A 21,932-nucleotide genomic window follows, 5' to 3' on the forward strand; every position below is an offset into this window, starting at 1 on the left:
GTTGCTCCGGTTAGCCCGGTTACTCCGGTTGCTCCCGTTATTCCGCTTGGCCCCGTTTCTCCGGTCGGCCCCGTTATTCCAGTCGGGCCTGTTGCTCCGGTTGCTCCTGTTATTCCGGGCGGTCCCGTTATTCCGGTTGCTCCTGTTATTCCGGGCAGTCCCGTTATTCCAGTTGGGCCTGTTGCTCCGGTTGCTCCCGTTATTCCAGTTGGGCCTGTTGCTCCGGTTGGAATATAAATTGGTGGAAGAATCGGAAATGTAGGTCCAATATTTTCTGGTCCTATCATCCCCTTATTCAATGATAATTTGTCATTGCGTTTCAAGTTAATACCTCATTCCACATGTTTTTTAACTCATACATATCATTTAGACCTTATCATTAAAGAATAACTTTATAACTATTCTCTTTTCTTCTCATAATAATTATTACATGTATTAAACATTTTACCGTTGCTATAGCCACTATTATTAATATAATAAATTGATCATTCTATTTAAAAAGTAGTAAATCTATAACAATCTTATTTAAAAAGATGAGGTGATTTATATTCAAGATAATAATGAAATTAGAAAAAAGGAACTAATGTCAATGGCTCTTGACATTATTTTCCCTTACAGGCTTACTGGGCCTACCGGGAATACTGGACCTACCGGAAGTACTGGATCTACCGGGAGTACTGGGCCTACCGGAAGTACTGGATCTACCGGGAGTACTGGGCCTACCGGGAGTACTGGTTCAATCGTTACAACAAACTCTATGTTCGCTAATAATACATCAGGTGGTTCTGTTTCAGTCGTATTAGGAGGAACAAACATTCCACTTGCAAATAACCAAAGTCTCGGTAATTTTACAGTTAACGCTTCAAATGACGTATTTACAATTCCTGTAACTGGAAGATATCATTTAACCTATCAAGTTAATACGACAACCGCTCTACTTGCTGGAACTAGACTACTATTAAACGCTTCTACGCCAATTCCTGGCTCTATTTTTTCTCCCACTTTATCCACTTCAAATTATAGTAATAACTTAATTACTAATTTAAATGCTGGTAATACAATCTCACTACAATTATTTGGTATATTATCCGTCGTGAATTTAGTTGGAGGCGGATCAACAGGTGCCTCTCTTACAATTATACGAATTGATTAAAAAAATGATTCATTCTTTTTATAATAAACAATCTAAATACTCAATTGATAAATATTACGATAGTGATTAAGTAATAAAAATAAATTTTACTATATCCATAGTAGAAAACATCTATACTAAATTTTCCGTATATATATTATCAATTTACACTTCACCCATGTCGATGTTACATTAAAGATGAAGATTGTTTCTTCTTTACAGACCATCTCAATATGTATTTGAGGAACATCTCCAATCCTATACGCGAGAGCAATACTATATTGACACTCAATTGAGTGTCTTTTTTTATATTCAAAAAATAAAAATCAGACTACTTTATATACTAATCCATCCATATACCCTATGTGGTTTAAAACTTTTAAGAGGAAACCTTCTAACAATAGGTTTCCTTCCATATCATATTAAATAAGAAGCAGGTTAAATACGGAGGTGATTTTGATTAAGACTACTTTAATTTCTCATTTTTACAATGAAGAATATTTACTTCCATGGTGGTTAATGCACCATACAAAGCTATTTGATCATGGCATTCTTATTAATCGTGGATCCACTGATCGTTCAGTTGAAATCTGTAAAACATTCGCTCCTAATTGGGAAATACGAAACTCAAAATCACTCGAATTTGATGCTTATTTAGTTGATCAAGAAGTTATGGAAATTGAAAGAGAAATTACAGGATGGAAAATGGTATTGAATACGACAGAATTCCTGTGCTGTTATAATAAAGAACAATTTTTTAAATCACTTAGCACTATGGGCGGCAATATGTTTTCAATAAGAATGATTATGATGATTGATGAACCGACTTATGGCTACACTAATCCAAGATATAGTTCTCCGCTTGTTAAACAACGTTATCACGGCATAATAATTCAACCTAATCCAAATCAACTATATCTTAACGGTAGATTAATTCACAATAATTCGCACGGGAACTATAGAGTCGGGAGACATGGTTCGCATTATCCTTATAGCATTTACATGGAACCTGCTTTTATTTTTAAATTTTTTTACAGTCCATGGAACGATCCAATGAAAAAACGAAAATTACAAATTGGGCCGACTCTTTCTCAACATAGTGTACGACGTGGATTAGGTTCTCATCACTTAACAACAATTGAAAAATTAGAAAAAAAATACAAATACTATGCAACCTTAACTACGGATCTCCGGTTATTCCCAGAATACCAAATTATATTTCCTGATCTTTGTCCTTAATGTCATGAATATTTAGTTTCGACATCTATCCGTTTTTTATTAACATACCAACTCCAACTAAATACTTTTCTCTAGTAGAAATCTGAGCTAGAACTCTTGCTGTACGCAAATTCCTCTTATTTAATCTCGTATCACTAGCCTATAATCTTTCATACCATTTCATTAAGCACTTGATGTTGGATCAGAAATAAAAAATGGTAATTCATTTGGAAAATTTTCAAATTCAGATTATATACCTTCTAAAACAAAGAATTCAAACAATAGAACCTAAACTAATGTTTTAAGTTATGGCTTTATTTTTTTTTATTATTCACTTTAAAATCTTTTTATAATAATATTGAAAAATACGGTATAATATAAATTACTGTTCTTTAGGAGGATTACAATGGCTGATAAGTATAAATTTTTCATTCTCATTGTTACCACATTTTTTTCATTCTTTTCTTTAATAAAAGATTTTCGCAACACTTCAAAAAGTTTCTTTTGGGGTAGTTTTATCATTCTTACAAGCTTCATGATACTATTAATACATGCTCTAGATTTAACTCAAATACTTTTTTATCCAAAGCAAATTGCGCTTGAATTTATTACAATACCACGGAAATTATTTTTACCATCTGTCACTGAGGCCGCCAGTCTCCCTCCAACACTAAGATAATAATTTGATTAAGAGCTCTTTCTAAAAGAGCTCTCTTTTTTTTACATAAACATACCATATACAAAATCCAACCTTAACCACTTAATTACTAATTACTTATAAGAACCTAACTTATAAAACGCATAATAATTATACTTATTTACTAGTATACAAGCCGTATCTCTTAGTAGAAGCACAGCATATTATACGATACAGGACAAAACTTTCAAAACACTTGTCCGAGTTAATTTTCAAAAAGGGGTGAACATAAATGCCTATCGTTAAACCTTTTATAGCTGGAAGACGATTTGTAAGTACAGCAGCAACAGGAACTGCTGCTGGAGCAGATTTAACTTTTGCTAACACAGACTTCACTGATGACACTGGTGCTGTAACAACATTCCCTGCTTCTTATGCCTTTTTAACACTTTATATTAATGGTGTTATTCAAACAGGTGATACTATTACTGGTGTGACTACTACAGCTGCTACTATTGTAGGAGGAGCAGTCCTAGATGGAGGCACTCCTATCGCAATTGAATTTACTATAACGTAACTTTAGTTGTCTTTTTAGAGGTTTCATTAAAAGAAACCTCTAATTTTAAAAATTCACATCAATTTTAGTAGCAACTACATAATACAGTGCAAATACTAGATAGAATGATAGAAATTTATACTCACTCTCAAAAAGAGCACTTATCTATAGTGATCTTTTATATAGCGCAATAATTTTTCGTCTATTTGCTCTTGGAGAATCGACTAAGCAGTTAGCTAAATTAGCTAACTGCTTTTTCCATATTGTATTTATTATTATTCATAGCTTTATCCGTAATAGTAACGCTTGTGCACTATCTACTATAAATTTTCATATATTGTATTATGCTTGTCCAAAATGTGAAGTTAATACTCACGAAATCTAAATACAAGAAAGGAGTGAAAATATGCGCTCATCCATTCGTAAATTCGCTAATTTAAATTGTGAAGCACAAGCACCTAGTACACTACCTGCCCTAGGTTTTGCCTTCAATGCTACTTCACCTCAATTTGCAACATTATTTACACCACTACTATTACCTAGTACAGGCCCAAATCCTAACATTACTGTCCCTGTAATCAATGATACAATTAGTACTGGAACTGGTATTAAAATTCAAGTAGCTGGTATTTATCAAATTAGCTATACATTAACGATTAGTCTTGATAACGTTCCAGTAGCCCCAGAAGCAGCACGCTTTTTCTTGACATTAAATTCATCGACTAATGTTATTGCAGGATCCGGAACCGCAGTCCGTTCTAATATTATTGGAACTGGTGAAGTCGATGTATCAAGTGGCGTCATTCTAATTAACTTAAACCCAGGTGATCTAATTCAAATTGTCCCCGTTGAAGTAATAGGTACAGTAGATATTCGTTCTGCAGCGTTAACAGTTGCACAAATTCGTTAATAAGGTGAAACTTTAATCATTGGGGTTTAGTTCATCCCCCCATGATTATTAGCCCTCACCAATTGGGTTGCCCGTTAATGCGGGATAAAAACAAAAGACTTAGCTAACTAACATTTAATGTTCCTTATACACACTAAAATATATTTTTATAGATTTGACACACATTTATATCAAACAAGCATATTTTATTGTATGTTGACTATATAGTCATACAAATCTAAAGCGTTCATAAAAGCACACTTATATGTGTGCTTTATTTTTAATTAAAACCTACAACATTCTCAAACAATATCCATATATTATCTTGATTCCTCTCTAAATATATAGTTTGTCTCAGAGCGCTTTTAACAGCGCTCTTTTTATTTAAATTCCGATTTTTAAGGTTCGATTTTATGATTTACGTTATACACATGCTACGCTACTTTTGAAACAAGGTATACATCTAAAGACTGTAAGTGAACAATTCAGTTATAAAGATATGTTCATAACATTAAATCGCTATTCACATGTTTTGCCTGGAATGCAGGAGGATGCTGTTAAAATATGTAGTGAAAAACCATTTGAATAGTAATATTTACAAATATAAAAAATGCGGTTTCTCCTCTCAAGAGAAACCGCAACATATCAATGTTTTTACTATATTTTAAACTGACTCGTATACAGATCAAAATAAAACCCTCTATCTTCCATAAGAGACTCATGATTCCCTCTTTCTAAAATTCTTCCATCCTTTATAACAAGGATTTGATCTGCTTTTTCAATTGTTTTAAGTCGGTGAGCGATCACAAAACTTGTGCGACCTCTCATTAAATTATTTAGCCCTGCTTGTATTTGTAATTCTGTTCTTGTGTCAATATTAGATGTCGCTTCATCGAGAATTAATATATCTGCATCTGCTAAAATTGCTCGTGCAATCGCAAGAAGTTGTTTTTGTCCTTGACTTAAATTCGATCCTTCTGAAGCAATTTCTGTTTCATATTGATTTGGCAAATGCTTAATAAAAGAATGTGCAGATGCTGCCTTAGCTGCAGTGATAACTTCTTCATCAGTAGCATCTAAGCGTCCATAACGGATATTATCCATAATCGAACCCGCAAATAAATACGTATCCTGTAAAACTACTCCTATTTTACTTCGTAAAGAATTAATATCATAATCTTTTATATCTTTTCCATCAATATGAATTTGTCCTTGCTGTATATCGTAAAAGCGAGTTAACAAATTAATGATTGTTGTTTTCCCTGATCCAGTCGGACCAACTAAAGCAATTGTCTCTCCTGGCTGCGCTTTAAGACTCACTTCTTTTAAAATCGTTTTATTCTCTGCATAGCCAAATGAAACATTCTCAAGTGCAACATGCCCTTGTAAATTTTGTACAACAAATGCGTCTTTTTTATTTTGAATTTCTGGTACCTCATCCATAATCTCAAAAACACGTTCTCCACCAGCAACTGCCGCTTGAATTGTATTCATTAAAGTCGCAAATTGACTTAACGGTCTTGAGAATTGACGAGAATAATTAATAAAAGCCGCAATAACACCTACTGTTGTCATTCCGTTTAAGACCATAACCGATCCAGTCCCAATGACAAGCCCCATACCTAAGTTATTAATAAAGTTCATACTTGGAAAAATAAAAGCTGAAAATGTATCAGCCTTCGTAGCTGAAACTCTTAGCTGTTCATTAATTTTATTGAAATTTTGTACAGTTTCTTTTTCTTTTCCATACAACGTCGTAACATCCGCACCTGTAATTGCTTCCTCAATAAATCCATTTAATTCACCTAAATCTTTTTGACGCTTCGCAAAGTTTTTACCACTATATGCAACTAGTTTTTTTGTAACGTAAAACATAATAGGTACTGTAATTAAAGTTACAATTGCTAAAATCCAATTTAAGGCGAACATCGCAATCGTTACACCTATAAAAGTTAGCGCTGATGAAATAATTTGTACAACACTTTGTGTCAAAGCTTGGTTCAAATTATCTATATCATTTGTCACACGGCTCATTAAATCACCTTGAGAACGCACATCAAAGAACCGTAAAGAAAGCGTTTGGATTTTCTCAAAAATATCTTGTCGTATTTTTTGAATTGTTTTTAATGCAACGTTAATCATGACAAATGTTTGTAACCATGTTAAAAGTACAGTTACACCGTAAATCGCGATAAGTAACATACACATTCTTGCTGTACCACTTAAATCTTTCGGTACAATATATTGATCTATAATGACTCCCATAAAATAGGGACCTAATAATCCAAGTAAAGTAGTAACAACGACTAGAAATATAACAAACATTAGAGCAGCTTTTTGATAGCCCATATAGTTCCATATCCGCATTACAGTTCCTTGGGCATTTTTAGCTTTTCCCATCTTCGGTGTGTTTCGTCCACCTTTATTAGCAAATTGCCCTTGAAAATTACGCATGTTCTTCCCCACCTTCTTTATGCAAATTACCACCTTGGGAAAGATAAATTTCCTGATAAATCTCACTTCGTTCTAACAATTGTTCATGTGTACCATTGCCAACTAATTCACCATTATCTAATACAAGTATTTTATCCGCATCCATTATGGAAGAAATTTTGGACGCGATTAATAATGTCGTTGTGCCTTTATATTTTGTTTTTAAAGCTGTTTGAATAGTAGCCTCTGATTTTGCATCAACTGCTGATGTAGAATCATCTAATATGAGAATCGGTGGTTTTCTCACAAGTGCCCTTGCAATTGATACACGTTGTTTTTGTCCACCTGATAGATTTGTCGCACCTTGTGTTAAATTATATCGATAAGATTCTTCCAGCTTATTGATAAACTCAGTCGCACAAGCTGATGCAGCTGCTACTTCCAGCTCATCATGTGTTGCATTTTCTTTACCATAACGTAAATTCTCTTCTATACTACCTGAGAACAACAAAGCCTTCTGAGGTACAAACCCTATTGAAGCACGGAGTTTTTGCAAATCATATGTTTTAACATCTATTCCATCTATACATATTTCACCTTGATCCACATCATATAGACGTGGTAACAGTTTCGCTAAGGTAGATTTACCACTTCCAGTTGATCCAATAACCCCTACTTTTTCACCTTTTTGTATGCTAAACGAAATATCCTTTAAAACGTATTCATTATTTTTCGTATAGCTATAACTAACATTTTTAAATTCGATATTCCCCTCGATTTTCTCAGGTTCGATTGCATTAGCTGCGCTTATAATATCAACCTCGGTATTTAACACTTGCTGTACACGATCCGCAGATGGAAAAGCTCGCGCAATTTGAATAAATACCATGCTAATCGACATAAGTGACATTAAAATGATATTCAAGTAATTAATAAATGCCAAAATCGCTCCTACTTGAAGCGTTCCATTGAATACTTTTTCTCCACCAATCCATAATGTTGCGACAATCCCGCCACTTACAACTAGCATAATGATTGGCATCATTAAAGAAATAAGTTGCACAGCTCGAATATTTATCTTCGTTAAATTTGTATTTACACTTCCGAATTGAGCGATTTCATATTTTTGTCTTACATACGCTTTTATAACACGTACACCAGATAAATTTTCTTGTAACTTTGTATTCACTTTGTCCAATGCCTCTTGCACCTTTTTAAATGTACCACTTGCTTTGCTTGCAATTAAAATAATCGCAAGTAATAAAATCGGAACAACTACAAGTAATATTGGAAATAACTCTCTTGCTGTTACAAAAACAATAATTATACTTCCCATAAATAACAGCGGACCACGAACGAGAACACGTAATGTCATTGTCATTGCTGATTGAATGGAAGTGATATCATTCGTCACGATCGTTAATAATTTACCTGTTCCAAATGAATCACGATTATTACTAGAAAATGTTTCTATTTTCGCAAACACATCTTTTCGTATGTCAGTAGCGAAATTAACAGCTGCTTTTGTAGAATACATCATACACCCAAGCCCTCCAACTAAACCGAGTGCTGCTGCTCCTATCATAAGAAGCCCCATTTTTATTACATAATTTAAATCCCGATTTGCAATCCCAACATCAATGATATGTTGCATAATAGTCGGTTGAATTAAGTCCATCGCAACCTCAAGTACCATAAATAGCGGTCCAATAATAGCGAAGAACATGTATGGTTTTAAATACTGTAATAACTTACGAAATGATTTCATACATAATCTCCTTTTCCCATGAAATTACCACTGAATAATTCATATCCCTCCTTATTTAATTGATATTTTTTGTAATTTCTTCATTACTTTTATTATATTATGCAAATTAATATTTAACATTATTAAATGATAAGTATTAATGACTTTCTGGTCAATAAATGTGCTTTATATTATATAAATACAAAAACCGCATTCTTAATGAAAAGAATACGGTTTTTTCATCTATATTTCTTCAATTGTAAAATTTAAAAACTCAGTCTCAAATCCCTTATTTTTAGAAGGACTACACGTGTAAAAACCTATTTTAATAGGCTCATTCCCTATATCCTCCATTAAATGAGCGATTCTTATTTGTTCCCATTGATGGCTCTTTTTCACATATATTGTATAATCACCGCGTTTTCGAATAATTCGAAAACGAAGTTGTTGCTTAGCTGCTTCAGTTGGATAATCTTGCGTTGACCAGTCAGAATATCCATTATTCGTTACGACAGCTCCTAAATGAGAAGGGCCATCTGGAATATACTCTAATGAAGTTTTCAACCAACACTTTTCCGAAATCATAACAAAAAGACCTGCTTGATCGTATTTTGAATTTGGATTCATACACAATTGTACTTCAGCTTGAAAGTCTGTCATCATTTCATTATAAAATACATGACCATTCATGACTTCAAAACCATAATGTGTTTTAAGCCAAAAATCTGTTTCTGCTTTCGAACGGACAATAAACGCCTGCTTGTCATTAATTTTATAATATTCAGGAACATTCATTATAGTGAGCTGCTCAACATGTTTAGGTATATATGATATATTCATAGTTCCTCCATAATAAAACCTTTATACAAATATTTAAAACTCCGCTAATACTGGGAATTTATAACCTTTAAAATCTAACTCTTTATCACTTCGAACCATTAAATACTTGCTAGACTGTAATTCTGTAAACTGTACATCCTCAACCCCTAATTGATCCGGAGAAAAATAAAATTCGATTTCGGTAAACCTTTCATTGATTTCTCCACATAATTCATCTAAAACCGGAAGTACTGGCGCAAATACTCCAAATAATTTCAACTTTTCATTGTCTACTTCATAAACGATTAAAGCATCTAGTTTCTCTGAATAATACAATTTCTCATTCCATTCCGAATCATACATATTCAAATAAAATGAAGGATGGAAGTTTAAAGTTGAAAAACTATTTGAAAGTCTTTGGCTACTATCAATCGTTTCATGTATTAACTGTCTATTCTCTATATTATAGAAATCTAACTTTTTAAGTAGTGAATGGTTATTATTAATATTTTTATCATATGGTATAGTCATCAAATATTCCTGCACAACTTTAAATCCAAATGCTGTATATAGTTCAGGTTTTTCCGTAAACAATAATGCACATTCACATTTCTTATCGATTTTTTCTATCATTTTACTCATTAATTGTGTCATTAGCCCTTGTCTACGGAAATTAGGGTGTGTCATTACTGATTGAATACCCGCCGCATTTATTTTTTCACCATTAATTAATAATGGGAGTGAAAATGCCGCAACATTTGCAATCACTTTATCTTCTTGTAAAAATGATAAAGCTTTATATGTATCATCCCAATATCCTTTATCCGAAAAATCATTCAATGTTTGAGTTGTAATTCCAAACACTTCTTCAAATAAAGGAAATAACTGCTCTCTTTTCGGTTCTTCTATTAGAAGACTTGCCAATTTTTCAACATTCCCCATGTTGTACCTCCAAATGTTAAATTCCATTAAATTAGATATACTTATATGACCTACTCTTAAAAATAGAGGTCTTACCAATCAATATACTATCATAAAACATAAAAAAAAAGTCTAATTAATTTTATGTTTCGACTATTTGAAAATAAGTCGAATAAAAAAATATTAAGATTTTCGGATATTAATTAGTTTATTTTATAAAAATAGCGCTTTCTAATTAGCTTTTACTAATAGAAATACACTATTTATAATAAAATATTTTTATTCTTTTATCCCTTCAAGTCTTTCCTTCGTATTAATTTCTTCTCCACTTATACGCTTTTCAAAAGACTTTCTCCAACTATTTGAAAGTGCATTTACTTCTAATATCCTTTTTACCCCTTCAATATTTTGTTTTTCCTTATGCATAATACGGTTAGCGAATGCTACTGAAACACCTTTTGGATCAGACTGTAGTCTTTTTAAGGTGTCGACTGATGATACCCATCCTTCTTTTAATACACGAAAATAAAATCCTGTATATCCTGTTTCTTGAAAATATAGTGGTAACTTTGGAATATTATATTTTTTTGCTAATTTAAAACAAGGTTGCCTTGGTTGTGTTACCTGTACGATTGCCTGTCCTAGCTCAAACGTATCACCAATACAAACATCCTCTTCGCGCATACCACTAACTGTTATATTTTCTCCGAAAGCCCCATATACAAAATCTTGATTCAATTCTTTTTCCCAATATGGATAGTGATCACCAGTATAAACACAAACTGCTTTATCTACTCCTCCATGATGAACTAAGTCAGCTTGTCCATCCCCATTAAATTTTACAAAGGATAAATATACCGGTTCCTTTACTTGTTTCTTATTTATGCCTGTATGAATTACTTTTCCGCCGTATGTAACCTCTTTTGGTAATCCTATATTTAAAGATAATAATTGATATTCATTAGCCATTCTATTTCCTCCTTTAAAGGTGTTACATGTATTTTCTCTCGATTAATTTTTACAACCCTCTCTGTTATATAAAAATGATTATAAAACCTCTAAAATCATTGTTCAATTCAATTATTTATATAATAATGATAGGTATAACCTATTATTATACTTGAGGTGATTCCAATCGAATTACGACAACTTGAATACTTTTTAGCTGTTTCAAAAGAATTACATTTCACAAAAGCAGCTGAGAAATTAAATATTTCACAGCCTTCTCTAAGTCAACAAATACGTGCATTAGAGCATGAAGTAGGAATGCCACTTTTCGATCGAATTGGTAAAAAAATATCTTTAACTGAAGCAGGGAAGATTTTATTATCACATAGTAAAATCATTTTTCATGAAGTCGAACAAGCTCGTTCAGCTATTCAAGATCTAAACGGATTACAGCAAGGTTCCTTAACAATAGGGGCTTTGTTAACCGTCCTAAATTATTTACTACCACTAACTATTTTAAATTTCAATAATTTATATCCCAATATAGAGCTTTCTGTATTAGGGCTTCGCACAGGAGATATTCGTGAAAAACTATTACGAAACGAACTAGATATTGGAATTACATTTCTCCCGGTGCAAGATAAAGAGATTATCTCTATCCCTCTATACAAAAGCGATCTTACATTAGTCGTGCCAACTGGTCATCGATTAGCTGAACGTAATCATGTATCTATTGCTGAATTACAGAACTACCCTTTAATTCTTTTACCTAAAAATTTCTTTTTAACCGAACTAATTACATCTCATTGCCAAAAATTCAACTTTAAACCAAGACCAATTTTAGAAATTAGCACGATGGAATCTTTAATCCAAATGGTTTCCAAAGGAATGGGAATTACAGTGTTACCCAAACCATATATAGACTTTTTACAAAATAAAAACATTCAAGCTATTAAAATAGAAAACCCTACTCCAACAATTGAAATAGGGCTAATTTATAGAAAAGATAAATATATGTGTGCTGCAACTCGAGAATTTATTGAGCAACTAAAAAGTACAGTACGTTCTTTCCAAAACTAAACAAAAGAGATTATCCTATGAAACCGTTTCACAACGATCTAGTAGAATAATCTCTTTTCAAAACAAAGTAAACATTATATTAAACTCTTATAGATTTTAATGTACCTTTTTAGATATTGGAATATATTTAGTAAAATATGCACCAACTAGCAATAATACAATTGAAAATAACCAAGTAAAAGCACCGCCAAAGTGAAACCAATATGCAAACATATTTAAGATTGCGAGTAAAAAGAAGCAAATAGAAGTTAACGCACTTTTCAATCCTTTTATCCCAGATTTTTTTCTCTTTTGATAAGCAATATACATCGCAATAACAAGAAAAAAGATAAGAACAAATGGTAACATAACTTTTAGCATTGGTAATCCCTCCTGTATAAACGCACTCTTTACACTACCATATTATACCACATAGTACTAAAGAACTTTTATTCATTCCTGTTGTTTTTCACTATCTTTCCTTCACATCAGACCTCATCAAAACTCTCAACTAATGATTATTTGCTAACTGATAATTGCCTTGTTAAGATTATGGTAATAATAGAGTTCCAAAATAAAGTGATTTGACATCCGATAAACAAAAACAATACATTGTCCCCACTTATAAGCAATCATCTAATTCATGAAACTAAGAAACTTATTTATCAAAGCAAAAGGAGAATTTATGTATGAGCAATTGCAAACCAATTGATGAATTAACTATTGAAGACCTAAAACAAAACCCCATTTGGGAATGGGCAATAGATGAAGAGGAAAACGAAGAACATGACGAAACATGGGTAAAACCAGCAGCAACTACTAATTTTACAGAGGAGCTAAACGGTTCAATCGTACTAGGCAAACTATTCTTACATAATGGTGAAAAATTCCCTATGATGTTTGAAATTGACATTGAAAATAACGAGGCAGTAATTCGTTCTGTTGTTTATTATAACGAAGCAGAAAATGAGTATATTGCTATAGAAGATATTGTGAAAATGGTCGAAATGCCGTTATCGATTATTATTAACCTAACAATTCATGCAGAATCCAAAACCTTACGCTTCACTGCACATAAAGTAGATATTTGTAAAAGTTCAATAACGACTAATTTAAATTAAAGTTGGGCGAAATAAAGAAAACAATTATTAAATAAAGTGAAGCTTTAATCAGTGGGGGTCTTACTGCCCAGCAAATAGCGGGATAAAAACCGGAAAATGATTATCGATTCCCCGGTTTTTCAAACTAGATTAAAGTATTCCCTTTTCTACTAAAGTCTCTGCGATTTGAACTGAATTCCAAGCCGCACCTTTTAATAGGTTATCAGAAACAATCCAGAGGTGGAATCCGTTTGGCATATCAGGATCTTTACGTATTCTTCCGACAAATGTATCTATTTTCCCTTCTGCATATAATGGCATTGGATACAGCTGTTTACTAGGGTTATCCTGCAAAATAACACCTGGTGCATCCATTAATACTTCCTTAATTTCCGTAACGGTTGCTTCTTTTTCCAGTTCTATATAAACCGATTCTGAATGCCCTGATACAACTGGAACACGTACACAAGTAGCTGCCATTTTCAGGTTTTCATCTTCTAATATTTTCTTCGTTTCTTGAATCATTTTTACTTCTTCAAAAGTAAAATCATTGTCTGTAAATATATCTACTTGAGGCAGTACATTAAACGCTATTGGGTAATGTTTTTTATCTTTTTTCGCCGGTAATATATTACTTTTCACTTCTTCACCAGCAAGCATAGACTTAGCCTGCTCTTGTAATTCATGAATCGCATGAATGCCAGAACCCGATACGGCTTGATATGTTGAAACGATAATTCTTTCTAAACCGAATGATTTTCGAATCGGCTGAAGTGCTGTTACCATCTGTAATGCTGAACAATTTGGAACTGCAATGATACCTTTATGCTGCTTTAAAGTATGCGCATTCACTTCCGGAACAACGAGCGGTACACCTTGTGCCATTCGGTACTCACTTGTGTTATCAATTACAATCGCACCACTAGAAACTGCATGAGTTACAAATTGTCTAGATACTTCTCCCCCAGCGCTAAAAAAGGCAATATCTACACCTTCAAAGCTAGTTGTTTTTGCCTCTTTTATAATTATCTCTCGTCCTTTGAATCTTACTTTCTTACCAGCGGATCGTTTTGACGAAAGCAATGTAACTTCAACTATATTAAACTTCATTTCATTCTCTAACAGTTCAATAATTTTTTGCCCTACCGCACCTGTAGCCCCAACAACAGCTACATGATAGCCCTTTTTTTTCATCTTTTCTCCTCCAATATCACCTAAATGAATATTTCTACAATTTCATTTTATACAGAATTTAATCATTTGGAAAATTAAAATACATGATATAATCATTCACAAATCATGATAATAAAAGAGGGATCGTTTATGGAAATGAGACATGTTAAAACATTTTGCGCCATTGTGAAGTATGGTAATTTTTCTAAGGCTGCGCATGCGCTAGGTTATGCGCAATCTACTGTTACAGCACATATGAAAGCTTTAGAGAACGATTTACATATTCCTCTTTTCGATCGGTTAGGGAAAAAAGTGCTACTTACAAAAGCAGGTCATCAATTTCATCCTTATGCATTAGAATTACTTTCAATATATGAAAAAGCGCGAGAAATCCCCCAAAATAAAGATTATTTAGAAGGTACATTAAGTATTACATCTAATGAATCATTAGCGGTATACCGATTACCACAATTATTACGTACTTACAAACAGAAAAATCCAAAAGTAAATATCGTACTTGAAACAAACACAAATGAACAAGCATTACAAAAATTACGTGAAGGAGAAACAGACGTTGTCTTCATAATTGGAGAAAGTATAGAACATAATGATTTTATTACGCGTACTTTTAGTAATGAAACATTTGGATGGATTTTACCAGCTTATTCCTCTGCGCATACAAATCCATTCCAGTTATTACAGGACACCCAGTTCATTTTTACAGAACAAAGCTGCGGCTATAGGCCAATGGTAGATCGTTTTTTATGTCAAAGTGGAAATATTCCAGCTAAAACATTTGAAACTTCCAATGTTGAAGTCATTAAACAATCCGTTATGTGTGAGTTAGGCATTTCAATTCTTCCTTATATCGTTGTACAAGAAAGTTGCCAAAAAGGACAACTATGTTTTCAACCTATCGAAACTCCAACAGTTATTCAAAGTTATGTAATCTATCATAAATCTAGATGGATTTCCCCGGTATTACAATCGTTCCTTTCCTTACTTGAACGAGACTAAAATATTAAGATGTACATAGAAAAAGAGTAATTGCCTAATAAGCAATTACTCTCTTTCATTAATTAGTATACTATTTATTAGTCTGTCCCCCACCTGCAATTAATTTACTACCTGAATATGTACCTTTGTTCATAAACACTTGATTAATTAATTCTTTTTGCTCAGCTTCCGACATTACTCCTTTTCCTTCTCCTAAATTCCCACTTTGTAATTTCCAAATCTTATTATGATCCCCATCAACCTTTTCATATTTTCCTTGTTTCCATCGTTCTAAAATTTCTACATATGTACTTCCCTGTACAAGATCATTACTCTTTACAATATCAATTAAGCTTTCAATCCGCTCTTGTGTAATAAAAATATAGCCCCACTTTTGATCAGCTTTCGCTTTTTGATGTGCCATTTCATGTAATGCTGTCTGTATGTTCTCATCTGTCCATTTAAAATTTTTATTAAAACCACTGTTCGGCAATGAATAATTTCCATTTTCCAAAAGCTTTGCATCTTCTGCTTTTACGTTACTATCAGCTAATACTTCTACTGCTGGAGCAGCTGGTGATGCCTTTTTCGCAGCTGGTTTACTATTATTTAAATAATGCAGCATACCATATGTTAAACCTACTCCAATTACCGCCATACCAGCTATAACACCTATTATTTTCAAAAATGTTTTCATCTCGCTTGTTTCCTCCCAAATATCTCCGTTCTGACTACCTAATTATTTCTTATATAAAAACTGTTACTTCATTCAAAATATCGCATCCCATCCCCTATCATATTATTTATATATACTTCCTCATATTGTATTTCTTTTTCTTTAAAATTGAAAGATTATTCTGTTAAATAATGAAAATATTCTACAAATTTTTCCTTTATATTTATAAAGAAACAAAAAAACAACGAGCGCGTTCTACAACACTCGTTGTTTTTACTTTATGCACGATTTTCTTTTAACCACTTCGTAATAGCATCTAACTTCGAAACATCAAAACGTCTTTCTTCACACACGTTCAAATTTTGTGAGTTTCTCACTATTTCTAATTCATTATTTCTTACACTTTTTGCCTCAATTAATTTACAATACCCATCTGTAACAGTATTTAAATTTTCATAATAATGCTGAAACGATTTTGATATATGTAAATGTTTTTCAAAGTTTCTCCTTCTTTTCGTTTCATCAGATACTTTCCGTTTTCTAAGTTCTTCATCGTTCGTATATAAATAAAAATATTGATCTGGAAAACCAATTTCCCTATTTATCATCTTTTCTTTATAAAAATTTTCTATTAAAGATAATGGCTGATTAAATATATCAAAATGAAAACACCAATTATAACTAAGTGGCTGATATATATCGCCATCGAGTATTACTAATTCATATTGCTTTGACTTCTGAACAGCTATATTCCAGCGCTCAACTTGTTTTTCAAAATACCATGTTCTATGTTCATTTTTTGGTCTTTCAAATAAAGAATTCACTTCAGGTATTATATAAGCACCATAATTCTTTTCTAATTCACGGCACGTGGTACTTTTACCAACAGCGCTTGCTCCCTCAAATGCTATTATCCCCATAGTTTCTCCCTCTTTCATTAACTAAAATTTCGTTGTTTCGCTTTTCTTCCCCATAACTTTCTCCATAAAATAATTGAAGCGACAGTGAGCATGATTGTTGTAATGATACTACCTTCAATTCCGAACGTGCCTCCATGCAATGTTTCTGGTCCATTTGTTATAGACTTAAAAATTGGAGTAGAATATACAGTTGTGCCACTAACTGCAAAACCATATACATTATATTGAGCCCAGTTCCAAATTGAGTGCCATGCACATATTCCCCACAGACCGTCTTCTTTCAATACATATAAAGCTGCGAAAACACCCACTAATATTATATTCGATATAGATAATATTGTAATTCCTGGATTAAGTAGATGAAGAAATCCAAATAAAAATGAAGTTACAATTATTCCAACCCATATACGACTTCTAACAGAAAGAACCGGGAATAACCAACCTCGTACAATAATTTCTTCCGTTGCCCCTTGTATTAAGAATGCAACTAGAGATCCTACTATTCCTACTATCACTGTTGAGGTAATATGTTGTACTTGCAATTTCACACTCCCCATTAATAATAGTAGAATAACTGGCGTTGAAATAAATAAAAACCCTATTAACGCACCTTTTAAATACTTTCTCATCCATTTCTCTTTCCAAAAGCCAATGGATGAAAAAGGTCTTTTTTCTACAAAACGAACCCATATAAATAAAATAAATATAGCTCCGCCAAACGTTAACACCATTCTAACATTGTCATAAATACCTTTCATGAATATCGTTTCAGCTTTCGGTAAAAATAACATAAATAACATAAAAAGTTCGCCTAAAGTCAAAAATATAATGGCTAATATTACAGCAAAGACTGGATGGACCTTTTTTCTCCCTGCTTTTGCTGCTTCAATTATTATAAATGAATTATTTTTCACTTTCTTTTCTCCTTTTATAATATTTAACTACCAACAGTAACCAACCATATTTTACCACGAAAAATATATTATTAATATTTACTCTAAGTTTTTCTTACATGATTTTGCATAAATCCCAATTAGGAATAATATATAAATAAAAGAGGTTCCTTTGTGCCTTTACTATTATCACCCAGATTACTCAGTGGTATTACCAGCACTTGCTATTTCCCACCATTTGTTGTAAGATAGTAATTAAGGTCAATTTAACACTATATTTTCTTTGCATATTATCAAGTATCAATCAGGGACAGTTTGTACTCCTTATGGGTTTTTGATAATATGTGAAATTTTATTTTCATTCAAATAAGGCCGATCATATTGTAATTTTTCTACTTTTAGGAGGCATTACCATGACATTAACAGGTAAAGTAAAATGGTTTAACAGCGAAAAAGGTTTCGGTTTCATCGAAGTTGCAGACGGTAACGATGTATTCGTTCACTTCTCAGCTATCACTGGCGACGGCTTCAAGTCTCTTGACGAAGGTCAAGAAGTTAGCTTTGAAGTTGAAGAAGGTAACCGCGGACCTCAAGCTAAAAACGTTGTAAAGCTATAATTCAAACAATAAAAAGGTTGTTACCAGCAAGGTTAACAACCTTTTTAATATATAACTAAAATTTTTTACATAAAAGGAGTGGTTACATGTATCGCAATCGAAAGAACGATGTAGCAGAAGTACCACCAGAACAAACCCCTGTTTGGGAATGTGAATCAGAGGATTGTTTAGGATGGATGAGAAAGAACTTTTCATTTGAAGAAGAGCCTAAATGCCCTTTATGTAAAAGTAGCATGAAAAGCGGAGAACGTTTATTACCTAAATTAGGTTAATTTATAATAAAAAAAACCTCTTTTAATTAAGAGGTTTTTTTTATTATAAATTTATGTCCTCAACATCAGTTCGCACTATAGAATACAATAATGCATCATGTTGCTTATTTCCTTGATGAATATATCCGCGCAATAGCCCTTCCTTTTGGAAGCCAATTTTAGATAACATTCTACAAGAAGTAACATTTTCAGGATATGTAATAGCTCCAATTCTAAACAAACCTAAATCTTTAAATCCATAATTAATAATTTCTCCAGCTGCTTCTGAAGCATAACCATTTCCCCAATAGCGAGGATGCAGATCATATCCAATCTCAGATCGTTTACTCCATAATTGTAAATTGTTTAGTCCAATTGTTCCTATTAAAACGTTCGTTTCTTTTAACACAATTCCCCATCGTATTGCCTTTTTCTCAAAGTAATTTTTTGAAAAAGATTCGATCATACGTGAAGCTTGTCCAAACTCCGTAAAAGAATTCATACCGTAATAACACGTCACTTCATCCAATGAAAAGATTTCATATATTTTTTGACAATAAGATTGTTCTATTTCAACTAAACGTAAGCGTTCTGTTTCTAATATAGGAAATGCCATAGGATCACTCCTTTCTCTCTACTCATTCATTATATCAGAAAAAATATGTATAATTAGTAAAGTCCTTATTGTTCCATAAGTCAAACATTTCTAATGGCGCATTCCCTCTTTATTCTATATACACGAATTGGATACCTTCTGATTGCGACTCAAACATGACACTATAATTTTCATAAATCAAATTTTAAATTATCAAGAACTGTAAAGAATTTGTTCCTTCATTTTTTCCTTCTAAACAACCACCCTAACCCATACATTTATGGTAAAATATAGTTAATCCATTTTGCGCTATGGAGGTGTAAAAATCTATGTATATATTCATCGGCTTATCCCTCTTACTCATATTACTTATTTTTTTATTCGCAAAAAAATTCACACCAAACTCATTCATGATGACTAGCTTTAAAGGTAATAGCTTTAGGACATTTTCAATCGGTATTTTAATCGCTGCCATACTCTCACTTTCATATGGAACTTATCATGCGGTAACATATCAACCTAGTTATTTAGATATTAAATTAAAAAATCAAAACTATACTGTTTTCGGTAATGTAGGCGAATTCGGTTATTTCTCCGAAGAATTATTAAAAAAAGATACAGAAGTACAACTATATTTCGTCTCTTGGAAAACAATACAGTTAAAAAATCCGGTAATACTTATAGAATATCCTTCAGGAAAACAAGAAACATGGAAGCCAAATATCGTATCAATACCGGTAAATAAATTACAAGAAAAACATGATATAAAAGATATTTATCAACTATCACCGTATTCATTTAAAGAGTCTGGAGAAATAACATTAACATTAAAAGAAAACAATGTAAAAAACAATACAATTTCCATTCAAATAAAATAAATAAAAACTGTTCCTCCATTTTGCTGAAGGAACAGCTTTTATTTATTCTACAGTATTATTTATTTAATGTAGCCATTATTTCATTGGCTATATTCTTTCCATTTCCAATACACGCACCAATTCCGACACCATAATATGAGGCACCAGCTAAATATACATTTGGATAAAGATTCGTCATTTTTTCTTGCAATGCTTGAACCGCTTGATTATGTTCTAAATGATATTTCGGCATTAAATCTTTCCAATTTGTAACTTCGACTACTTCTGGTTCACCTTTAATTCCGAGACTCTTTTCAATATCATATAAAGCTACTCGTACTAATTCTTCTTCACTATAATTTTTGATTGTTTCATATACCGGATTGGTGCTCTTATAAAACATTCTTACTAATAATTTTTGTTTACCCGATGTATGTTTCCACTTTCGACTTGTCCATGTACAAGCATCACAATGTAAATCACTGTTTTCCGTTACAATAAACCCTGTGCCGTCAGCTGGTAGTTGTTCATCTAGTATGTCAAATCCTAAGTAAATACTTATAAGAGATGAGTTTTTAAATGTATTAAACTGCTCATTTAACTCATTAGACTGTAATAAAGTTTGTGCTATATCATGCGGAGCTGCTAAAACAACATAATCAGCTTGTATTGTTTCATGATTTACAAAAGAAATCTCATATCGATCTTCTTGTTTACTTACAGCCGTCGTTATAGCACCTTTTTTTACGACAGTTTCAGTGAGCACTTCTTCTAAGCAATTAATTATCGTAGATAGTCCACCTTTAAATGATACGAATTTTTTATTTCCTGCTGATTGAAATTGTTTTTTATTCTCTTCAAAACCTTTAATAATACTTCCATACTTATTTTTATAATCCAGTAAATACGGTAATGTAGATGCCATTGTAAGCTCATTCAATTTACCAGAATATACGCCTGAAAGTACAGGAGCAATTTGTCTTTCCACTAACTCTTTCCCTAAGAAACTTTCTAAAAATAGAGCAAGTGATGTATCTTTCGTAAACTCTTTATTTTTCGTTATGAAATCTTTTAAAGCTACGATTTTCCCTTTCGTTGAGACTAGCGTACTGCTAAACAAAGACTGGGCGCTCATCGGTATCCCAAATATAGTATCAGAAGGAATCGGATGTAACATGTTTTCAGAATATATGTAAGAAATACCCGTTTCATTATATACCATTTCATCTTCTAAATTTAAATCTTTTACAAGTGGCATAACATATTCATTACGAGCAACGATTGAATCCGCTCCTGACTCCATAATGAAATCCTTTTCTTCCACACTATGGATTTTACCACCTAAATACTCTTCTTTCTCAATAAGAATTAAATTTAAATCGATATTATAATCCTTTTTTAATTTTTCTAAATAAAACATAGTAGAAAGTCCCGTTATACCTCCACCGATAACAACAACTGTTTTCATATGTGCTGCGCTCCTAACCGATACAAT

The 21,932-nt window shown here is 32.5% G+C and carries 24 protein-coding genes; 11 read left to right on the forward strand and 13 right to left on the reverse strand.

Annotated elements, in window-relative coordinates; genetic code table 11:
- Window positions 1-323, reverse strand: a 323-nt coding sequence (locus tag HMPREF2590_RS02280; RefSeq protein WP_141763523.1) for an exosporium leader peptide-containing protein, incomplete at its 3' end; no start/stop codon positions are given.
- A gap of 215 nt (window positions 324-538) precedes the next feature.
- Between HMPREF2590_RS02280 and HMPREF2590_RS02285 the strand changes: the two genes are divergently transcribed.
- From HMPREF2590_RS02285 to exsF, 5 genes are all read left to right on the forward strand, one after another.
- Entirely contained in the window at window positions 539-1,153 is a 615-nt protein-coding gene (locus HMPREF2590_RS02285; RefSeq protein WP_044584455.1) for a BclA C-terminal domain-containing protein, read from the forward strand.
- A 435-nt stretch (window positions 1,154-1,588) separates the two neighbouring features.
- On the forward strand, window positions 1,589-2,371 hold the full coding sequence (locus tag HMPREF2590_RS02290) for a glycosyltransferase family 2 protein (protein ID WP_000598287.1): 783 nt from the start codon (window positions 1,589-1,591) through the stop codon (window positions 2,369-2,371).
- Window positions 2,372-2,756: 385 nt separating this feature from the next.
- Complete coding sequence (locus HMPREF2590_RS02295) at window positions 2,757-3,029, forward strand: hypothetical protein (protein WP_000774119.1); 273 nt, start codon at window positions 2,757-2,759, stop codon at window positions 3,027-3,029.
- Window positions 3,030-3,279: 250 nt separating this feature from the next.
- Entirely contained in the window at window positions 3,280-3,564 is a 285-nt protein-coding gene (locus tag HMPREF2590_RS02300) for a DUF4183 domain-containing protein (RefSeq protein ID WP_001123247.1), read from the forward strand.
- A 385-nt stretch (window positions 3,565-3,949) separates the two neighbouring features.
- On the forward strand, window positions 3,950-4,453 hold the full coding sequence (exsF, locus tag HMPREF2590_RS02305; protein WP_001257880.1) for an exosporium protein ExsF: 504 nt from the start codon (window positions 3,950-3,952) through the stop codon (window positions 4,451-4,453).
- Window positions 4,454-5,089: 636 nt separating this feature from the next.
- On the opposite strand, the gene HMPREF2590_RS02315 is transcribed toward exsF, so the two are convergent.
- The 5 genes from HMPREF2590_RS02315 to HMPREF2590_RS02335 all read right to left on the reverse strand — a co-directional run bounded on the left by HMPREF2590_RS02315 (window position 5,090) and on the right by HMPREF2590_RS02335 (window position 11,321).
- Complete coding sequence (locus HMPREF2590_RS02315) at window positions 5,090-6,886, reverse strand: ABC transporter ATP-binding protein (protein WP_001243556.1); 1,797 nt, start codon at window positions 6,884-6,886, stop codon at window positions 5,090-5,092.
- Window positions 6,879-8,633: an ABC transporter ATP-binding protein gene (locus HMPREF2590_RS02320; protein WP_000834790.1), complete on the reverse strand. Its 1,755-nt coding sequence runs from the start codon at window positions 8,631-8,633 to the stop codon at window positions 6,879-6,881. Before HMPREF2590_RS02320 ends, HMPREF2590_RS02315 begins: the two co-directional genes overlap by 8 nt.
- Before the next feature lie 222 nt (window positions 8,634-8,855).
- The gene (locus HMPREF2590_RS02325; RefSeq protein ID WP_001027686.1) at window positions 8,856-9,452 is read right to left on the reverse strand and encodes a DUF1349 domain-containing protein; all 597 of its coding nucleotides are present in this window, start codon (window positions 9,450-9,452) and stop codon (window positions 8,856-8,858) included.
- Window positions 9,453-9,485: 33 nt separating this feature from the next.
- Window positions 9,486-10,373, reverse strand: a complete 888-nt coding sequence (locus HMPREF2590_RS02330; protein WP_000528677.1) for a GNAT family N-acetyltransferase — start codon at window positions 10,371-10,373, stop codon at window positions 9,486-9,488.
- A 258-nt stretch (window positions 10,374-10,631) separates the two neighbouring features.
- Window positions 10,632-11,321, reverse strand: coding sequence for an MOSC domain-containing protein (locus HMPREF2590_RS02335; protein ID WP_001262992.1), 690 nt, complete (start codon window positions 11,319-11,321; stop codon window positions 10,632-10,634).
- 156 nt (window positions 11,322-11,477) lie between these two features.
- Between HMPREF2590_RS02335 and HMPREF2590_RS02340 the strand changes: the two genes are divergently transcribed.
- Window positions 11,478-12,380 carry a LysR family transcriptional regulator gene (locus tag HMPREF2590_RS02340; RefSeq protein ID WP_000612232.1) on the forward strand — a complete coding sequence of 301 codons (903 nt, stop codon included), beginning with the start codon at window positions 11,478-11,480 and terminating at the stop codon, window positions 12,378-12,380.
- 96 nt (window positions 12,381-12,476) lie between these two features.
- Here the strand turns inward: HMPREF2590_RS02340 and HMPREF2590_RS02345 are convergent, their stop codons facing one another.
- Complete coding sequence (locus tag HMPREF2590_RS02345) at window positions 12,477-12,740, reverse strand: hypothetical protein (RefSeq protein ID WP_000921856.1); 264 nt, start codon at window positions 12,738-12,740, stop codon at window positions 12,477-12,479.
- Between the two features lie 308 nt (window positions 12,741-13,048).
- On the opposite strand from HMPREF2590_RS02345, the gene HMPREF2590_RS02350 reads away from it, so the two are divergent.
- Window positions 13,049-13,480: a hypothetical protein gene (locus tag HMPREF2590_RS02350; RefSeq protein ID WP_000063767.1), complete on the forward strand. Its 432-nt coding sequence runs from the start codon at window positions 13,049-13,051 to the stop codon at window positions 13,478-13,480.
- Window positions 13,481-13,609: 129 nt separating this feature from the next.
- Here the strand turns inward: HMPREF2590_RS02350 and HMPREF2590_RS02355 are convergent, their stop codons facing one another.
- Window positions 13,610-14,653 (reverse strand): aspartate-semialdehyde dehydrogenase, encoded by a 1,044-nt coding sequence (locus HMPREF2590_RS02355; RefSeq protein WP_000726549.1) that lies wholly within the window; start codon window positions 14,651-14,653, stop codon window positions 13,610-13,612.
- Window positions 14,654-14,782: 129 nt separating this feature from the next.
- On the opposite strand from HMPREF2590_RS02355, the gene HMPREF2590_RS02360 reads away from it, so the two are divergent.
- A complete protein-coding gene (locus HMPREF2590_RS02360) occupies window positions 14,783-15,649 on the forward strand; it encodes a LysR family transcriptional regulator (RefSeq protein ID WP_000425903.1) in 867 nt (288 codons plus the stop codon).
- A gap of 70 nt (window positions 15,650-15,719) precedes the next feature.
- Here the strand turns inward: HMPREF2590_RS02360 and HMPREF2590_RS02365 are convergent, their stop codons facing one another.
- The 3 genes from HMPREF2590_RS02365 to HMPREF2590_RS02375 all read right to left on the reverse strand — a co-directional run bounded on the left by HMPREF2590_RS02365 (window position 15,720) and on the right by HMPREF2590_RS02375 (window position 18,138).
- On the reverse strand, window positions 15,720-16,325 hold the full coding sequence (locus HMPREF2590_RS02365) for a PRK06770 family protein (protein ID WP_000846982.1): 606 nt from the start codon (window positions 16,323-16,325) through the stop codon (window positions 15,720-15,722).
- Window positions 16,326-16,582: 257 nt separating this feature from the next.
- Window positions 16,583-17,242 (reverse strand): nucleoside/nucleotide kinase family protein, encoded by a 660-nt coding sequence (locus HMPREF2590_RS02370; protein ID WP_003311927.1) that lies wholly within the window; start codon window positions 17,240-17,242, stop codon window positions 16,583-16,585.
- The gene (locus tag HMPREF2590_RS02375; RefSeq protein ID WP_000794816.1) at window positions 17,242-18,138 is read right to left on the reverse strand and encodes a CPBP family intramembrane glutamic endopeptidase; all 897 of its coding nucleotides are present in this window, start codon (window positions 18,136-18,138) and stop codon (window positions 17,242-17,244) included. Before HMPREF2590_RS02375 ends, HMPREF2590_RS02370 begins: the two co-directional genes overlap by 1 nt.
- 392 nt (window positions 18,139-18,530) lie before the next feature.
- Between HMPREF2590_RS02375 and cspD the strand changes: the two genes are divergently transcribed.
- Together cspD and HMPREF2590_RS02385 are read left to right on the forward strand one after the other, a co-directional pair.
- A complete protein-coding gene (cspD, locus tag HMPREF2590_RS02380) occupies window positions 18,531-18,734 on the forward strand; it encodes a cold-shock protein CspD (protein WP_000176366.1) in 204 nt (67 codons plus the stop codon).
- Between the two features lie 86 nt (window positions 18,735-18,820).
- Window positions 18,821-19,006: a cold-shock protein gene (locus HMPREF2590_RS02385; protein ID WP_000286203.1), complete on the forward strand. Its 186-nt coding sequence runs from the start codon at window positions 18,821-18,823 to the stop codon at window positions 19,004-19,006.
- Window positions 19,007-19,049: 43 nt separating this feature from the next.
- Here the strand turns inward: HMPREF2590_RS02385 and HMPREF2590_RS02390 are convergent, their stop codons facing one another.
- A complete protein-coding gene (locus HMPREF2590_RS02390) occupies window positions 19,050-19,601 on the reverse strand; it encodes a GNAT family N-acetyltransferase (RefSeq protein WP_000885392.1) in 552 nt (183 codons plus the stop codon).
- 308 nt (window positions 19,602-19,909) lie between these two features.
- Here HMPREF2590_RS02390 and HMPREF2590_RS02395 point away from each other — a divergent pair, with 308 nt between their 5' ends.
- Window positions 19,910-20,458 carry a hypothetical protein gene (locus HMPREF2590_RS02395; RefSeq protein WP_000275251.1) on the forward strand — a complete coding sequence of 183 codons (549 nt, stop codon included), beginning with the start codon at window positions 19,910-19,912 and terminating at the stop codon, window positions 20,456-20,458.
- A gap of 55 nt (window positions 20,459-20,513) precedes the next feature.
- On the opposite strand, the gene HMPREF2590_RS02400 is transcribed toward HMPREF2590_RS02395, so the two are convergent.
- Entirely contained in the window at window positions 20,514-21,905 is a 1,392-nt protein-coding gene (locus HMPREF2590_RS02400; RefSeq protein WP_000860357.1) for a protoporphyrinogen oxidase, read from the reverse strand.
- Window positions 21,906-21,932 lie beyond the last annotated feature (27 nt).

This window comes from Bacillus sp. HMSC036E02 (assembly GCF_001836235.1).
Taxonomy (GTDB): domain Bacteria; phylum Bacillota; class Bacilli; order Bacillales; family Bacillaceae_G; genus Bacillus_A; species Bacillus_A cereus.

Bases quoted from the DNA above. Each gene is read 5' to 3' on its own strand.
- HMPREF2590_RS02295 (WP_000774119.1), top strand. From the start codon at position 2,757: ATGGCTGATAAGTATAAATTTTTCATTCTCATTGTTACCACATTTTTT.
- HMPREF2590_RS02300 (WP_001123247.1), top strand. From the start codon at position 3,280: ATGCCTATCGTTAAACCTTTTATAGCTGGAAGACGATTTGTAAGTACA.
- exsF (WP_001257880.1), top strand. From the start codon at position 3,950: ATGCGCTCATCCATTCGTAAATTCGCTAATTTAAATTGTGAAGCACAA.
- HMPREF2590_RS02315 (WP_001243556.1), bottom strand. From the start codon at position 6,886: ATGCGTAATTTTCAAGGGCAATTTGCTAATAAAGGTGGACGAAACACA.
- HMPREF2590_RS02320 (WP_000834790.1), bottom strand. From the start codon at position 8,633: ATGAAATCATTTCGTAAGTTATTACAGTATTTAAAACCATACATGTTC.
- HMPREF2590_RS02325 (WP_001027686.1), bottom strand. From the start codon at position 9,452: ATGAATATATCATATATACCTAAACATGTTGAGCAGCTCACTATAATG.
- HMPREF2590_RS02330 (WP_000528677.1), bottom strand. From the start codon at position 10,373: ATGGGGAATGTTGAAAAATTGGCAAGTCTTCTAATAGAAGAACCGAAA.
- HMPREF2590_RS02335 (WP_001262992.1), bottom strand. From the start codon at position 11,321: ATGGCTAATGAATATCAATTATTATCTTTAAATATAGGATTACCAAAA.
- HMPREF2590_RS02345 (WP_000921856.1), bottom strand. From the start codon at position 12,740: ATGCTAAAAGTTATGTTACCATTTGTTCTTATCTTTTTTCTTGTTATT.
- HMPREF2590_RS02350 (WP_000063767.1), top strand. From the start codon at position 13,049: ATGAGCAATTGCAAACCAATTGATGAATTAACTATTGAAGACCTAAAA.
- HMPREF2590_RS02355 (WP_000726549.1), bottom strand. From the start codon at position 14,653: ATGAAAAAAAAGGGCTATCATGTAGCTGTTGTTGGGGCTACAGGTGCG.
- HMPREF2590_RS02360 (WP_000425903.1), top strand. From the start codon at position 14,783: ATGGAAATGAGACATGTTAAAACATTTTGCGCCATTGTGAAGTATGGT.
- HMPREF2590_RS02365 (WP_000846982.1), bottom strand. From the start codon at position 16,325: ATGAAAACATTTTTGAAAATAATAGGTGTTATAGCTGGTATGGCGGTA.
- HMPREF2590_RS02370 (WP_003311927.1), bottom strand. From the start codon at position 17,242: ATGAAAGAGGGAGAAACTATGGGGATAATAGCATTTGAGGGAGCAAGC.
- cspD (WP_000176366.1), top strand. From the start codon at position 18,531: ATGACATTAACAGGTAAAGTAAAATGGTTTAACAGCGAAAAAGGTTTC.
- HMPREF2590_RS02385 (WP_000286203.1), top strand. From the start codon at position 18,821: ATGTATCGCAATCGAAAGAACGATGTAGCAGAAGTACCACCAGAACAA.
- HMPREF2590_RS02390 (WP_000885392.1), bottom strand. From the start codon at position 19,601: ATGGCATTTCCTATATTAGAAACAGAACGCTTACGTTTAGTTGAAATA.
- HMPREF2590_RS02395 (WP_000275251.1), top strand. From the start codon at position 19,910: ATGTATATATTCATCGGCTTATCCCTCTTACTCATATTACTTATTTTT.
- HMPREF2590_RS02400 (WP_000860357.1), bottom strand. From the start codon at position 21,905: ATGAAAACAGTTGTTGTTATCGGTGGAGGTATAACGGGACTTTCTACT.